Consider the following 13,284-nt stretch of genomic DNA (forward strand, 5'->3'; position numbering starts at 1 on the left):
CCGCCTTCTGCCATAATGGTCTGGAATGCTGGCCATTCTGCTCCTTCCCGAGTTCTCCGAGCTGGAGGCGGCCTTGGCCCTCGAGGCCGCCCGCCATCTGGAATACCCTGCCTACACCGTGGCCAAGGGTCGCAAGGGGACCCCGGCCCTGGGGGGTTCCGTGTGGACCCCCACCTACGCCTTCCCGGCAGCCCCGCCCCCCAAGGCCCTCCTCATCCCTGGGGCCAGGAGGCCAAGCCGGATGGCCCAGGATGCCACCTACGTGGCCTTTGTGGAGGAGGTGTGGGAGGGTCTTGAGGTGGTGTTCGTGGGGTTTAACGCCCATCTCTTCCTATCGGAGGTGGGTAGGCTCCCCTCCCGGGTGGCGGCCAGGGGGGAGGTGGCCCAGGCATTGGCCAGGCAGGGCTTTCAGCTGACGGATGGTCCCTTCCACCGGGAGGCCAAGGTCTATACCACCCTGGGGGGGTTGTCCTTGCTCAGGGCCCTAGAGGATTGGGCACAAAAAGCGATTGAACTTTGAGTTTATACGGTAGTACACTACCCCCATGACCGTGAGGGAGTATCAGAAAAAGCGCCGCCGGGAGCGCATCTTTCAGGCGGCCATGGCCCTTTTTCGCCAGCAGGGCTTTCGGGAAACCACCGCCACCGACATCGCCAAGGCCGCCCACGTGTCCCGGGGCACCTTTTTCAACTACTACCCCTATAAGGAGGCGGTCCTCCTGGAGTACGGAAGCCTCCTTTTGGCCGGGCTTCGGGAGGAGGTGCGGCGCCGGCTTGCCCAGGGGGAGGATCCCCTGGCCCTCTTGCGCTTCCTCTTCGGGAGACTTGCGGCCTTTACCCAGGCGGAAAAGGACCTCCTCCTGCCCCTCCTCTATGAGCTTTTAAACCCTGATCCGGTCCGGGCCAAGGCGGCCTTCATGGCCCTGCCTTTAGGGGATTTGATCGCCGAGATCCTGAAGCCCTTGCGGGAAAGGGGGGTGGTGCGGCAGGACCTTTCCCTGGAGCGCATGGGCCGTACCTTGGCGGACCTTTACTTCCTGGCCGCCTTGCGCTGGGCGGCCTATACCCCCAACCGGGATTTCGGGGAAGAGGTGGAAAAATCCCTGTCCTTGGCCCTGGAGGGGATTCTGGCCCGAAGCCAGCCCGCCCGGGTTTCCAGGAAATCCGCCAAGGCCAAGGCTTAGTCTGCGGCCACCTTCAGCCTCTCGGCGATCTCGGGGATTCTGGCCAGGAAAACCCCCGTGGGGCTTCCCGTGAGGGCCACCTCCTCCGGGGTACCCTCGGCCACGATCTCCCCGCCCCGGTCGCCTCCCTCGGGGCCCAGGTCGATGACCCAGTCGGCGGTTTTCACCACGTCCAGGTTGTGCTCGATGACCACCACGGTGTTCCCGGCGTCCACCAGACGGTGGAGCACATCCAAAAGCTTGGCCACGTCGTCAAAGTGAAGGCCCGTGGTGGGCTCGTCCAGGATGTAAAGGGTGCGGCCCGTGGCCTTGCGGCCCAGCTCCGTGGCCAGCTTGATCCTTTGGGCCTCGCCCCCGGAAAGGGTGGGGGAGGGCTGGCCCAGGCGCATGTAGCCTAGGCCCACATCCACCATGAGCTGGAGCTTGCGGGCGATGGTGGGGACGTTCTGGAAAAACTCCAGGGCTTCCTCGGCGGTCATGTCCAGAACGTCGGCGATGCTCTTGCCCCTTAGTTTCACCTCGAGGGTCTCCTTGTTGTAGCGCTTGCCCTTGCACACCTCGCAGGGCACGTAGAGGTCGGGCAAAAAGAGCATCTCGATCTTCACCGTGCCATCGCCCCCGCAGGCCTCGCACCGCCCCCCCTTCACGTTGAAGGAGAAGCGGCCTGGGCCATACCCCCTCTTCCGGGCCTCTGGGGTCTTGGCAAAGAGGTCGCGGATCTCGTCAAAGATCCCCGTGTAGGTGGCGGGGTTGGAACGGGGGGTGCGGCCGATGGGGGACTGGTCTATTTCGATGACCTTGTCCAGGTGCTCGAGGCCCTCCAGGGCATCAAAGGCCCCCGGGGTGGTCTTGGCCCGCATGAGCCTTTGCGCCAAGGCGGCGTAGAGGACATCGTGGATCAGGGTGCTCTTTCCTGAACCGGAGGGCCCGGTCACCGCCACGAAGCGGCCTAAGGGGACTTTCAGGGTGATGTTTTTCAGGTTGTGCTCCCGGGCTCCCCTTAGGACCAGCCACTTGCCGTTTCCCTTACGGCGCTCCTTAGGCACGGGGATCCGCTTCTCTCCCCTTAGGTAGGCCCCGGTTAGGCTTTTCTTGCACTTGAGGATCTCCTCCAAAGGGCCTTGGGCCACCACCTCCCCCCCGTGGATGCCGGCCCCCGGCCCCATGTCCACGATCCAGTCCGCGGCCCGCATGGTCTCCTCGTCGTGCTCCACCACGATCAGGGTGTTGCCAAGGCCCTGCAGGCGCTTCAAGGTGGCGATGAGGCGCTGGTTGTCCTTGGGATGCAGGCCGATGCTGGGTTCGTCCAGCACGTAAAGCACCCCAGTGAGGCCGCTTCCCACCTGGGTGGCCAGGCGGATCCTTTGGGCCTCCCCTCCGGAGAGGGTGTTGGCGGCCCGGTCCAGGGTGAGGTAGTCCAGCCCTACCCCCACCAAAAACCCCAGCCTTTCCACGATTTCCCGCAGGATGGGGCGGGCGATCTGGGCCTGGAAGGGGGGGAGATGGGCCTCGAGGTCCCGGAAGAACTCCAGGGCCTCGCGAACCGGCAGGGCCGAAACCTCGGCGATGTTCTTGCCCGCCACCCTTACGGAGAGCACCTCCTTCTTGTAGCGGGTGCCGCCGCAGACCGGGCAGGGCTTTTGCGACATGAAGCTTTCCAGCACCTCCTTGACCCCTTCGGATTCCGCCTCCTGGTACCGCTTCTGCAACCAGGGGATGACCCCCTCGTAGTGGACCTCCACCCGGAAGGTCTCCTTGCCTCCCCGGCGGAAGACCACCTCAAAGGGCTCGGGAAGGCCGTAGAGCACCGCTTGCTGGGCCTCTTCCGGCAGGTCCTTGAAGGGGGTTTTGAGGTCGAAGCCCAGGTGCTCCGCCAGGGCCCGAAGCCGGTCCCAGAGGTAGCTTCGCCCCGTGTCCCTACCCCGGGCCCAAGGCAGGATGGCCCCCTCGGCCAGGGAGAGCTCGGGATTCACGATGAGCTCAGGGTCAAACTCCTGTTTGTATCCCAGGCCCGAGCAGGCGGGGCAGGCCCCGTAGGGGGCGTTGAAGGAGAAGATGCGGGGTTCCAGCTCCTCCAGGACGCTCCCGTGCTCGGGGCAGGCGAACTTCTCGGAATAGAGCTCTTCCTGGCCGGAATCCGGGTAAAGGACCCGCATAAGCCCCTCGCCCCTGAGGAGGGCAAGCTCCACCGCCTCGGCGATGCGGGGGCGTTCCTCCTCCTTAAGGACCACCCGGTCCACCACCAGGTCGATGTCGTGCTTCTCGTACTTTTCCAGGTTGAGGTTCTGGGCCTCCTCCAGGAGGTAGATGACCCCGTCCACCCGCACCCGGGCGTAGCCCTCCTTCAGGAGTTGCCCGAAAAGCTTGCGGTACTCCCCCTTCCTCCCCCGCACCAAGGGGGCCATGAGGATGGCCCGGGTGCCCGGGGGGTTTCTCAGGAGGCGGTCGGTGATCTCGCTGGCGGACTGCTTCTCAATGGGGCGGCCGCATTCCGGGCAGTGGGCGGTGCCGATGCGGGCATAGAGGAGGCGGAGGTAGTCGTGGATCTCCGTCACCGTGCCCACGGTGGAACGGGGGTTGTGGCTGGTGGTCTTTTGGTCGATGGAGATGGCAGGTGAGAGGCCCTCGATGCTCTCCACCTCGGGCTTGTCCATGACCCCCAGGAACTGGCGGGCATAGCTGGAGAGGCTTTCCACGTAGCGCCGCTGCCCCTCCGCGTAGATGGTGTCAAAGGCCAGGGTGCTCTTGCCCGAGCCGGAAACCCCGGTGATGACGATGAACTTGCCCCGCGGGAGCTCTAGGCTGATGTTCTTGAGGTTGTGCTCCCGTGCCCCCCGGATGACGATGCGGTCCATCCGTGGAAGTATACCACTACCCTCTGGCAAGGACCAGGTGGCCAGGGGAACTTCCCCTGGCCTATAGTGGACCCATGGCCTCTTGGATGCGCGCCGAGGCGGAGGAAGCTCCTAAGGTCATAGCGCGCCTCCTTAGGGAGAACGAGGGGGAGGTGAGGAGCCTGGCCAGATTCCTGAGGAAGCGTCCTCCGGCCCTCACCCTGACCGTGGCCCGGGGGAGTTCCGATCACGCAGCCCTTTTTGCCAAGTACCTCCTCGAGGCCCGCCTGGAGTGGCCGGTCCTCTCCCTGGCGCCTTCCATCCTTACCCTTTACCGGGCCAGGCCCCGGGTGCCCGTTCCCTCGCTCCTTCTTGCCTACAGCCAAAGCGGGGAAAGCCCCGACCTTTTGGAGGCGGTAAGCGCCTACCGGTCCCAAGGCGTCCTCACTGTGGCCCTGGTGAACCGGGAGGAAAGCCCCCTGGCCCAGATGGCGGAGGTGATCCTTCCCCTCCATGCCGGGGAGGAGAAGGCGGTGGCCGCCACCAAGAGCTTCCTCGCCATGCTGGCCACCACCCTCCACCTCCTGGCCCACCTGGTGGAGGAACCCCACCTGCGCCAGGTCCTTCCCAGCCTCCCTGAGGCCCTACACCGCTCCTTGGAGGCCTCGGGGGAGCTGGATTACCTGGAGGATGCGGAGAACCTTTTCGTCCTGGGGAGGGGGTTCACGTACCCTGTGGCCCTCGAGGCGGCCCTGAAGCTCAAGGAGGTGGCGGGGCTTCACGCGGAGGGGTTCTCGGCGGCGGAGTTCCTCCACGGTCCCCAGGCCCTTCTGGAGCCCGGCTTTCCGGTGCTGGCCTTGGTGCAAAGGGATGAGGCCTTGGATTCCCTGCTTTCCACCCTGGAGGGGCTAAAGGCCAAGGGGGCTCACCTCCTCATCCTCTCCCCGGAACCCGATGCCCTGGCCCTGGCGGATTCCCCCCTGGCCCTTCCCCTGGCCTCCGAGCCCGAGGTCACCCCCCTTTTCCTGGCCCAGGCCTTCTACCCAAAGGCGGAGGCCCTGTCCCGGGCCCGGGGCCTGGATCCGGACCGGCCCCGGCACCTCACCAAGGTGACCCGGACCCGTTAGAAGACCCTTTCCCCCAGGGGTACCTCCCGTTCCGCGGTCAAGAGGACCACCCGGCCCACCGCATCCTTAGCCCCCAAGACCAGGACCTCGGAAGGGAAGCCCGCGATGGAGCGGGTTCCCAGGTTCACCGCGCACACCACCAGGCGGCCCACCAGGTCCTCGGGGCGGTAAAGCTCGGTGATCTGGGCGGAGCTCTGCTTGACCCCTAGGGGCCCGAGGTCGATCCAAAGCTTGTAGCTGGGTTTGCGGGCCTTTTCGTGGGGCTCTGCTTTCAGGATGCGGCCGATGCGCAGGTCCAGGGTTTGAAAGGCTTGTAGGGCATCCATAGCTAGATTCATTTTGCCAGAGGTAGAGCCCCTCGGGGCGTTGCCGGACGCTTGCCGTAAAAACCGTTTTCCCGCCCCTTTAGGGGGCGGGATTCGTGCCCAACTTCGGCTGGTGGGCCGTGCAGGACTTGAACCTGCAACCAACCGGTTATGAGCCGGCCGCTCTGACCGATTGAGCTAACGGCCCCTGCCAGAAAGCCATCTTAGCATAGAGGGTGGGATTGGGCTAGATATCCCAGGCCCGGTGGGTGTAGGGTAAAGGGTGGAGGTGAGCCATGACGGTAAACGAGAGCACCACCGATAGGGTGATTCGCTTTATCCTGGCCCTGGTCCTCTTCTACTTCGCCTTCCAGTCGGCATCCCCCTGGAACTGGATCCTGGGGATCGTGGGGGTGGTCCTCCTCTTCACGGCGGTTACCGGCTTCTGCGCCCTCTATAAGGTCCTGGGCATCAGCACCAAGAAGTAGGCCCGGCCTTTCCCAGCCCCGGATCCCGGGCGGTCTGGGGCGCCGTCTGGCCGAAAGCCGGGCCTGGAGGGGATATGGATTGGCCCCTTGCCCCTGGGGATGGCGTCCGGGTGGAGTTTTGGAAGTTTCCCGGGGATGTCCTCCACTACTTCTGGGAAGCCCGGGTGGTGGAGGTGAGGCCCGAAGGGGTCCTAACCCTTTTGCCGCAAGGGGGGACCTTTCACCACGTGGCCAAGGGGAAGGTGGTGGTGCTGGACCACGACGCCTATGTGGCCTTTTTCCCTGGGGCCTGGTACTCCGGAGGGCCGGACGTGAGGGAGGGGCGGGTACTGGAGTATTACTGGAACGTGCAAACCCCGGCGGAGTGGACGGGAAGGGGTTTTCGCCAGTACGACCTCGAGCTGGATGTGCGTTGCCAGGCCGACCATACCTGCCAGGTCTTTGACCGGGAGGAGTTTTTGGCCAAGACCTCCCTTTACCCCAAGCTCTGGGTGGAGGAGGCGGAGAAGGCGGTGGAGGCCATTTTCCGCCATGTGCGGCAGGGAAGGTGGCCGGTGCTGCCTCCTGGGGAGCCCCTTCCCTGGATGGAAAGGATCTAGGGTGTGAGGGTGGGGAGGGGCGAGGGGGCAGGGGGCTGGGCTCCAGGTCCCCAGGCCTTAAGGGGAAGGAGGGTGTGCCCCTCCGGGTGCCAGCGTCCATCCAGGACCACCTGGTAAAGGAGGCCCTTGAAGAAGCCATGGAAGCTGTCCTCCCAGGTTTCCAGGTTCTGGGCCCGCAAGGGGTGGTTGTGCCAGGCGGGACCCAGGTAGTAGAGCCAGGGATCTTCCAGGAGACGGGTATCCCACGGGGGGAGGCCGAGGAGGGCGTTGAAGTAGCCTCTAAGCCGGCTTGCGGTGAAAAGGAGGTTGAGGTAGGGATCCTCCAAGGCTTTCCTGGCCTCGGTCTCGGTGGTGGGGAAGGGCCTAGCTGGGTCCCAGGCCCCGAAGAGGCGCAGGCGTTCCCGTTGCTTGAGGGCGTCCTCCCAGCTCATCTGGGCTAGGCCCAGGGTGCGGCTCAAGGGGGCGTGGCCCTGGACCTCGGCCAAGCCTTGGGCTAAGCCGTCCGCCGCTTCCCTTACCCCCCGGGAAAGCCCCAAGGCCTTGTCTCCCCCGTACTGTTCGTTATCCACAATGGCGGCCAGCACCCCGTAAGGGATGCCAAGGGCAGAGGCGGCGGCGCGGATCTCCCGGGCATGGGGAAGCACGTGGTGGGGGGCGGTGGGCAGGCCCTTTAGGTCCACCTTCTGGCCCCGCGTGGCCTGACCGATGGCCTCCACCCAGCGCTTGGCCGCCAAGAGGGCGCTTTTGGGTTCCGGGTAGGCGGCGCGCTTGCCGGAGCCCTGGTTTCTGAGCTCGAGGCGCAGGAGGCGGTCGTAAGCCCGGGCGGCCTCCTTCCCCAATAGCTGGTGCAGGCTGGCCTTCAGGGCCAGGTGGAGGCTCACCCAAGCCTCCCGCTCCTCCCTTGGGTAGGGGAGGAGGTCCCTAAGGCTGGGGGAAGGAGGTAGGGTGGGAGGAATGGGAAGGGCAAGGTAAAGAAGGCCCGCTGCCAGGAGCACGAGCCAGGGGCCCAGGGGCATAGGTCAGGACTGGGCGTCCTCCACCGGGGCAGGGGGCACCTCCACCGTGGCCTCCACGGGATAGCCCCCGTAGGTGCGGCGGCCCCCCAGGGTTCTCTCCAGTACCTCCCGCCACTCGGGGAGGTTGAGGAAGCGGTCCGCCTGGTTGCGGAGCTCGAGGTCGGCCAGCTCGTGCACGCCAAGGAGGTGGATCTCCTTGCCCAAGGCCCGCAAGGCGGCAAAGGTGTGGGCCAGATCTCCCGAACCGCTGGCCACAATGGCCCGGTCCCAGCGGGGGGCGGTGGTGAGGAGGTCCGTGGCCATCATGGCCTCAAACCGGGCTTCCCCCCGCACCAAGCGGCTTCGCACCGTGTAGCCCATGAAGACCAAGGCGTCGATGAAGCGTTGCTGACGCTCGTCCTCGGGGTCGGTGATGGGCACGTAGTAGAAGGCGTTGTAAAGCTGCTCCGGGGTGGCGAACTGGGTCAGGACCCGGCGGTGGTCCACGTTCCAACCCAGGCGTTTGGTGGCCAGGTACATGTACGACCCGTCAATGAAAAGGGCAACCCGCATATGCTTTCATCTTAGGGCAAAGCGTGACCCCGGAATAGCCCGGGGTCTGGGAATACACCAGGGGGGACCCTTAGGCAGGGGCCTTCTCCTCGGCCTTTTCCGAGGAGTGGCCAGGGTTTACCTTGAGGGCGGGGTTGGCGTAGGCGGCGGCGTGGTTGGCGGCGATGGCAGCTTCGCCAAAACCCAGCACGATCAAGGGAAGCTTCCCGGGGTAGGTGACGATGTCGCCGCAGGCGTAGACCCCGGGGATGCTGGTGGCCATGGTGGTGTCCACCTTGATCTTGTTCTTTTCCAGTTCCAGCCCCCAGTTGGCCAGGGGACCCAGCTTGGTGAGGTAGCCCGCCAGGATCAGCACGGCGTCCACCGTAAGTTCCTTTTCCTCCTGGGTCCCGTTGTGGAAAACCACCGCCTTGCGCACCTGGGTATCCCCTTCGATCCGCCGTACCTCATAGGGGGTAAGCACGGTAAGGCGCCCTTCCTCGTGTGCTTGGAAAAGCTCCCTTACGCTGGCCTCGTGGGCCCGGAACTGGGGCCTCCTATGGATCAGGGTGATCTCCTTAGCGGTGTCCAGAAGGTTCAGGGCCCAGTCCACGGCGCTATCCCCACCTCCCACGATCAGGACCCGCTTTCCTTGGAACTCGGCCTTGGTCTTCACCGCGTAGTAGACGCCCTTGCCCTCCAGTTCCCTTTCTCCCGGAGCGCCCAGGCGTCTGGGCTCAAAGGCGCCCACCCCGGCGGCGATAATCACCGCCTTGGCGGTGTAGGTGTTGCCGGAGGAGGTGGCCACCTGGAAGAGGTCTCCTTGCCTTTCCAGGGTTTCCGCCCGCTCCCCCAGGCTGTAAACGGGGTTGAAGGGAGCCACCTGCTCCACCAACCCCTTCACTAGGTCTTTGGCATACACCTTGGGGAAGCCCGCCACGTCGTAGATGTATTTCTCCGGATACAAGGCGGAAAGCTGTCCCCCAGGCTCGGGCAAGGGGTCGATGAAGCGGAAGGAGAGCCCCCGCATGCCCACGTAGAAACCCGCAAAAAGCCCAGCGGGGCCTGCGCCAATGATGATCACATCGGTGTGCTCCATGGCCTCACCTCGCCCTGCATTCTACCCTTAGGGAAACCCTGTGGGGGGCGGCTTCCCGTTAGGGACAAAGGTCTTAACCCCGTCCCATAACCCTCCCCCTATGATCTCTCAGCCCGTCATTGAGGTGGGGTCTTGCGCCAAAGCAGGCTAATCCACCCGTAGCACCACTTTGCCGAAGACGCGCCGTTCCTCCAGGAGGCGGTGTCCCTCGGCGGCCTCCTCGAGGGGAAGCACCTGCCCCACCACGGGCTTTAGTTTCCCCTGTTCCACGAAGCGCAGGATGGGGAAGAGGCGGCTTTTGGAGCCCATGGTGGAGCCCAGGATGGAGAGTTGCCGGAAGAACACGTGGGCGAAGGGAAGGGTGCCCTCGTATCCCGAGGAAGCTCCGGCGATGGCAATCCTGCCCCCATTGGCCGTGGCCCGGATCACCCCTTCAAAGTAGAGGGCTCCCGTGTGGTCCACCACCTTGTCGGCGCCTTTCCCGCCGGTTAGCCGGCGCACCTCCTTGGGCCAGTCGGGGTGGGTGTAGTTCACGATTTCATCGGCTCCCAGCTCCTTGGCCTTCCTGAGCTTTTCCTCCGAGCCTGCGGTGGCGATGACCCGGGCCCCGAATAGCTTGGCGATCTGGATGGCGGCCACGCTCACCCCACTGCCCGCCGCCATGACCAGAACGTCCTCGCCAGGCCGCACCTGGAGTTTGTCCACCACCATTTGCCAGGCGGTGAGAAAGGTCAGGGGGATGGCCGCGGCCTCTGTAAAGGAAAGGTTTTGTGGCTTTTTGAGGAGGTTCACCTCGGGTACCACCAAGTACTCCGCGTATGCCCCGAAGCGGTGTTCGCCCAGGATCTCGTACCGGGGGCAGAGGTTGTCCTCCCCCGCCAGGCACCGCTCGCAATGGCCACAGGAAAGGCCAGGGTTGACCACCACCTCGTCCCCAGGGACAAAGCCCGTTACCCCGGGCCCCACCGCGTCCACCACCCCCGAGGCATCGGCACCCAGAATGTGGGGTAGGGGAAGCTTGGGGCTGGCCACTCCCTTGCGAACCCAGATGTCCAGGTGGTTGAGGGCTGCGGCCTTCACGCGGATCCTCACCTCCTTGGGGCCGGGTTCAGGAGTAGGCACCTCGGCCACCTTTAGGACTTCCGGGCCGCCTCGAGCCTCCATGACCACTGCTTTCATCACCACCTCCTTATGGGGGGGATTTTCCCACGCGCGGGCACCAGGGTCAAGCTGAGGGGGCAACACCCTTGACAGGGTCCAGAATAACCGGGTACCCTGTCCAACGTAAGGTAGCAGAGGGGGTAGACGATATGAGAAGAACCTTGGCAGTTTTGGCGGGTCTTTTAGCCCTGGCAGGAGTGGCCAGCGCCCAGACCTTTGTCTGGCCGCAAAAGTGGACGGTGGCCAAGCCCTCCGAGGTCAAGCGGGGCGGAACCCTGCGGGCAGCGGTTATCTCCGACTACCGCACTTTTAACCCCTTTATCACCGCAGAGGCAGGGAACGTGCCGGACATCATCTCTGGGGGTAGGGGCCTGGTGACCCGGGACCCCACCACCGGGGATTGGATCCCTTACATGGCCGAGTCCTGGACCATTAGCCCCAACAAGCTGGAGATCACCTTCAAGATCCGCAGGGGCATGAAGTGGTCCGATGGCAAGCCCATCACCGCCGACGACTGGATCATGACCTGGCGCATCCACACGGACAAGGCGGTGGGGTCCAACAGCTACGACTCCTTCTTCATCGACGGCAAGCCCATCACCCTGCGCAAGATTGACGACTACACCCTCCGCTTCATCTACCCCAAGACGGATGCGGAAGCCTTTGCCGTGGCCAGCTTTGAGCCCTGGCCGGCCCATATCTTTGGGCCCGTCTACCAGAAGGATGGGGCAGAGGGCATCAAGAAGATGTGGACCCTGAACGAGAAGCCGGAAAACATCGTTTCCGGTGGGCCCTGGCTCATCGAAAGCTACCGCCCGGGCGAGCGCCTGGTCTTGAAGCGCAACCCGGCCTTCGGGGAGTGGAACAAGGATGAGGCGGGGAATCCCCTGCCCTATCTGGACCGGTACGAAATCAAGATCGTTAAGGATACCAACGCCCAGCTGGCGGAGTTCCTGGCGGGGAACATTGACCTCATGGCCCCCTCCACCGTGGACCACATCTCCCAAATACGCCAGGCCATCCAGCAGGGCCGCCTGGACGCCACCATCAAGGTGAACGCTTCCCCGGTGGCCAGCAGCCAGTTCATGGTCTTCAACTGGAACAAGGCCTCGGATCCCTTCAAGCAGAGCCTCTTCCGCTCCGACAAGTTCCGCCGGGCCATGAGCCACATCGTTAACCGCCAGGCGGTGATCGACATCGTCTATGGCGGCCTGGGCACCCCCATGTACACCAGCGTCTACCCCGTGCTCACCCAGTGGCTGAACCCCAAGGTGCCCAAGTACGAGTACAACCCGCAACAGGCGGCCAAACTTCTAGCGGAGCTGGGCTTCACCAAGAAGGACAGGGAAGGCTACCTGGTGGACTCCAAGGGCCGGAGGCTGGAGTTCAACCTCTCCACCAACGCGGGCAACGCCCAGCGGGAGCAGATCGCCAAGCTCATCGTGGACGAGGCCAAGAAGGTGGGGGTGAAGGTGAACTTCACCGCCATCGACTTCAACACCCTGGTGGGCCAGCTCCTTTCCTCTGGCCCTGACCGGCCCTTTGACGCCATCATCATTGGCCTCTCCGGAGGCGGTCTGGACTGGCCCTTTGGTTCCAACGTGGTGCCCTGCAAGGGCAACCTGCACATGTGGAACAAGTCGGGCCAGTGCCTGGACCCCAGGGAAACCCAGCTGGATGCCCTGTACTCGCGTGGTCGCACCGAGCTTGACTTCAAGAAGCGGGTGGAGATCGGCTACCGCATGCAGGAGATCGAAGCCCAGCTTCTTCCCGTCATCTACATCGCCGGGCCCAACTACCACCCTGCCTGGAACAACCGCCTGGGTGGGGAGCACCCCGACGCCATCATCAGCAGCATCTGGGGCCAGCGGGAACTGGAGCTGACCTTCATCAAGAAATGAGCTAGCCGTAGGGTAGCCCCGGGGTCTATGGGCCCCGGGGATCCTTTGGGAAGCCATGACCGCATACATCCTTCGCCGCATCCTTTACCTGATCCCCACCTTCTTCGGGGCTACCTTCCTGGCCTTCCTCATCATCCAGCTGGCCCCTGGGGACTACCTGACCCAGCTGGAGCTGGACCCCAAGGTAACCCCGGAGACCATCGCCCGCCTTAGGGCCCAGTTCGGCCTGGACCGGCCCATTCATGAGCAGTACCTCCTTTGGATGCACCACCTTTTGCACCTCAATCTGGGCTATTCCTTTGCCTACCAGGCCCCGGTGCTGGACGTCATCTGGCCCCGGGTGGTCAACTCCATGGTCATCGTGGTGCCGTCCACCCTGCTCCTTTTCCTAGTGGCCATTCCCGTGGGAGTTTACGGCGCTTTGCGCCAGTACTCCTTACGGGATCGGGTGATTTCCTTTTTGGCCTACATCGGCTTAGCCATCCCTAACTTTTTTCTGGCCCTTATCTTCATGTACCTGATCCTTCAGGTTTACTTCCGCACGGGGGTGATGGTTTTCCCGGTGTCGGGTATGACCGGCAGCGGTTTTGAGCAGTTTGACCCCTGGAAAAAGATCCTGGACATCGCCTGGCATGCGGTGATCCCCATCATTGTGGTGACCACCAGTGACATCGCGGGTTTTTCCCGGGTAATGCGAGGGCAGATGCTGGAGGTTCTCTCCCAGGATTACATCCGCACCGCCCGGGCCAAGGGTTTGGCGGAGCGGGTAGTGGTCTACAAGCATGCCCTTAGGAACGCCGTCATTCCCTTCGTGGCCAACATAGGCGGCATTTTGCCCGGGCTGATCTCGGGGGCGGGGTTGGTGGAAGTGGTTATGGCTTGGCCTGGGATCACTCCGCTGCTTCTGGATTCCTTACAGCAACAAGACCTTTACATGGTAGCCGGCTTCCTCACCATAGGTTTAGTCCTCCTGATGGTGGGTAACCTGCTTTCCGACCTCCTCTTGACTTGGGTGGACCCCAGGATTCGCTACGAGTAG

13 protein-coding genes and 1 tRNA gene are annotated in these 13,284 nt (G+C 64.0%); 7 read left to right on the plus strand and 7 right to left on the minus strand.

Annotated features, from left to right (window positions below; genetic code table 11):
* Window positions 1–25 precede the first annotated feature (25 nt).
* Both L0C59_RS05900 and L0C59_RS05905 read left to right on the plus strand, forming a co-directional pair.
* Window positions 26–520, plus strand: coding sequence for a hypothetical protein (locus tag L0C59_RS05900; protein WP_243090319.1), 495 nt, complete (start codon window positions 26–28; stop codon window positions 518–520).
* Between the two features lie 25 nt (window positions 521–545).
* Window positions 546–1,184, plus strand: a complete 639-nt coding sequence (locus L0C59_RS05905) for a TetR/AcrR family transcriptional regulator (RefSeq protein ID WP_243090320.1) — start codon at window positions 546–548, stop codon at window positions 1,182–1,184.
* Here L0C59_RS05905 and uvrA read toward each other — a convergent pair.
* Entirely contained in the window at window positions 1,181–4,039 is a 2,859-nt protein-coding gene (gene uvrA / locus L0C59_RS05910; RefSeq protein WP_243090321.1) for an excinuclease ABC subunit UvrA, read from the minus strand. The genes L0C59_RS05905 and uvrA overlap by 4 nt on opposite strands.
* A 74-nt stretch (window positions 4,040–4,113) precedes the next feature.
* Here uvrA and L0C59_RS05915 point away from each other — a divergent pair, with 74 nt between their 5' ends.
* Complete coding sequence (locus tag L0C59_RS05915) at window positions 4,114–5,145, plus strand: SIS domain-containing protein (RefSeq protein ID WP_243090323.1); 1,032 nt, start codon at window positions 4,114–4,116, stop codon at window positions 5,143–5,145.
* On the opposite strand, the gene L0C59_RS05920 is transcribed toward L0C59_RS05915, so the two are convergent.
* A complete protein-coding gene (locus L0C59_RS05920; protein ID WP_243090325.1) occupies window positions 5,142–5,471 on the minus strand; it encodes a tRNA-binding protein in 330 nt (109 codons plus the stop codon). The two genes, L0C59_RS05915 and L0C59_RS05920, sit on opposite strands and share 4 nt — an antisense overlap.
* Window positions 5,472–5,581: 110 nt before the next feature.
* Window positions 5,582–5,658, minus strand: a tRNA-Ile gene (locus L0C59_RS05925).
* Between the two features lie 88 nt (window positions 5,659–5,746).
* Between L0C59_RS05925 and L0C59_RS05930 the strand changes: the two genes are divergently transcribed.
* Both L0C59_RS05930 and L0C59_RS05935 read left to right on the plus strand, forming a co-directional pair.
* Window positions 5,747–5,938, plus strand: coding sequence for a YgaP family membrane protein (locus L0C59_RS05930; protein ID WP_015717852.1), 192 nt, complete (start codon window positions 5,747–5,749; stop codon window positions 5,936–5,938).
* Between the two features lie 74 nt (window positions 5,939–6,012).
* The gene (locus tag L0C59_RS05935; RefSeq protein ID WP_243090327.1) at window positions 6,013–6,537 is read left to right on the plus strand and encodes a ribonuclease FAU-1 family protein; all 525 of its coding nucleotides are present in this window, start codon (window positions 6,013–6,015) and stop codon (window positions 6,535–6,537) included.
* Here L0C59_RS05935 and L0C59_RS05940 read toward each other — a convergent pair.
* The 4 genes from L0C59_RS05940 to L0C59_RS05955 form a co-directional block, all read right to left on the minus strand.
* Window positions 6,534–7,553, minus strand: a complete 1,020-nt coding sequence (locus L0C59_RS05940; protein ID WP_243090329.1) for a hypothetical protein — start codon at window positions 7,551–7,553, stop codon at window positions 6,534–6,536. The two genes, L0C59_RS05935 and L0C59_RS05940, sit on opposite strands and share 4 nt — an antisense overlap.
* Window positions 7,554–7,556: 3 nt before the next feature.
* Window positions 7,557–8,105, minus strand: a complete 549-nt coding sequence (locus L0C59_RS05945; RefSeq protein WP_243090331.1) for a LabA-like NYN domain-containing protein — start codon at window positions 8,103–8,105, stop codon at window positions 7,557–7,559.
* A gap of 70 nt (window positions 8,106–8,175) precedes the next feature.
* Complete coding sequence (locus L0C59_RS05950; protein ID WP_243090332.1) at window positions 8,176–9,183, minus strand: NAD(P)/FAD-dependent oxidoreductase; 1,008 nt, start codon at window positions 9,181–9,183, stop codon at window positions 8,176–8,178.
* 147 nt (window positions 9,184–9,330) lie between these two features.
* A complete protein-coding gene (locus L0C59_RS05955; protein ID WP_243090333.1) occupies window positions 9,331–10,362 on the minus strand; it encodes a zinc-binding dehydrogenase in 1,032 nt (343 codons plus the stop codon).
* A 131-nt stretch (window positions 10,363–10,493) separates the two neighbouring features.
* Here L0C59_RS05955 and L0C59_RS05960 point away from each other — a divergent pair, with 131 nt between their 5' ends.
* Together L0C59_RS05960 and L0C59_RS05965 are read left to right on the plus strand one after the other, a co-directional pair.
* Complete coding sequence (locus L0C59_RS05960) at window positions 10,494–12,245, plus strand: ABC transporter substrate-binding protein (protein WP_243090335.1); 1,752 nt, start codon at window positions 10,494–10,496, stop codon at window positions 12,243–12,245.
* Between the two features lie 55 nt (window positions 12,246–12,300).
* Window positions 12,301–13,284 carry an ABC transporter permease gene (locus tag L0C59_RS05965; protein ID WP_243090337.1) on the plus strand — a complete coding sequence of 328 codons (984 nt, stop codon included), beginning with the start codon at window positions 12,301–12,303 and terminating at the stop codon, window positions 13,282–13,284.

Origin of the sequence: Thermus neutrinimicus (assembly GCF_022760955.1) — a bacterium.
Classification (GTDB): Bacteria; Deinococcota; Deinococci; order Deinococcales; family Thermaceae; genus Thermus; species Thermus neutrinimicus.

Coding starts and splice junctions, on each gene's coding strand:
- L0C59_RS05930 (WP_015717852.1), top strand. CDS start 5,747: ATGACGGTAAACGAGAGCACCACCGATAGGGTGATTCGCTTTATCCTG.
- L0C59_RS05945 (WP_243090331.1), bottom strand. CDS start 8,105: ATGCGGGTTGCCCTTTTCATTGACGGGTCGTACATGTACCTGGCCACC.
- L0C59_RS05960 (WP_243090335.1), top strand. CDS start 10,494: ATGAGAAGAACCTTGGCAGTTTTGGCGGGTCTTTTAGCCCTGGCAGGA.
- L0C59_RS05935 (WP_243090327.1), top strand. CDS start 6,013: ATGGATTGGCCCCTTGCCCCTGGGGATGGCGTCCGGGTGGAGTTTTGG.
- L0C59_RS05900 (WP_243090319.1), top strand. CDS start 26: ATGCTGGCCATTCTGCTCCTTCCCGAGTTCTCCGAGCTGGAGGCGGCC.
- L0C59_RS05940 (WP_243090329.1), bottom strand. CDS start 7,553: ATGCCCCTGGGCCCCTGGCTCGTGCTCCTGGCAGCGGGCCTTCTTTAC.
- L0C59_RS05950 (WP_243090332.1), bottom strand. CDS start 9,183: ATGGAGCACACCGATGTGATCATCATTGGCGCAGGCCCCGCTGGGCTT.
- L0C59_RS05915 (WP_243090323.1), top strand. CDS start 4,114: ATGGCCTCTTGGATGCGCGCCGAGGCGGAGGAAGCTCCTAAGGTCATA.
- L0C59_RS05920 (WP_243090325.1), bottom strand. CDS start 5,471: ATGGATGCCCTACAAGCCTTTCAAACCCTGGACCTGCGCATCGGCCGC.
- uvrA (WP_243090321.1), bottom strand. CDS start 4,039: ATGGACCGCATCGTCATCCGGGGGGCACGGGAGCACAACCTCAAGAAC.
- L0C59_RS05905 (WP_243090320.1), top strand. CDS start 546: ATGACCGTGAGGGAGTATCAGAAAAAGCGCCGCCGGGAGCGCATCTTT.
- L0C59_RS05965 (WP_243090337.1), top strand. CDS start 12,301: ATGACCGCATACATCCTTCGCCGCATCCTTTACCTGATCCCCACCTTC.
- L0C59_RS05955 (WP_243090333.1), bottom strand. CDS start 10,362: ATGAAAGCAGTGGTCATGGAGGCTCGAGGCGGCCCGGAAGTCCTAAAG.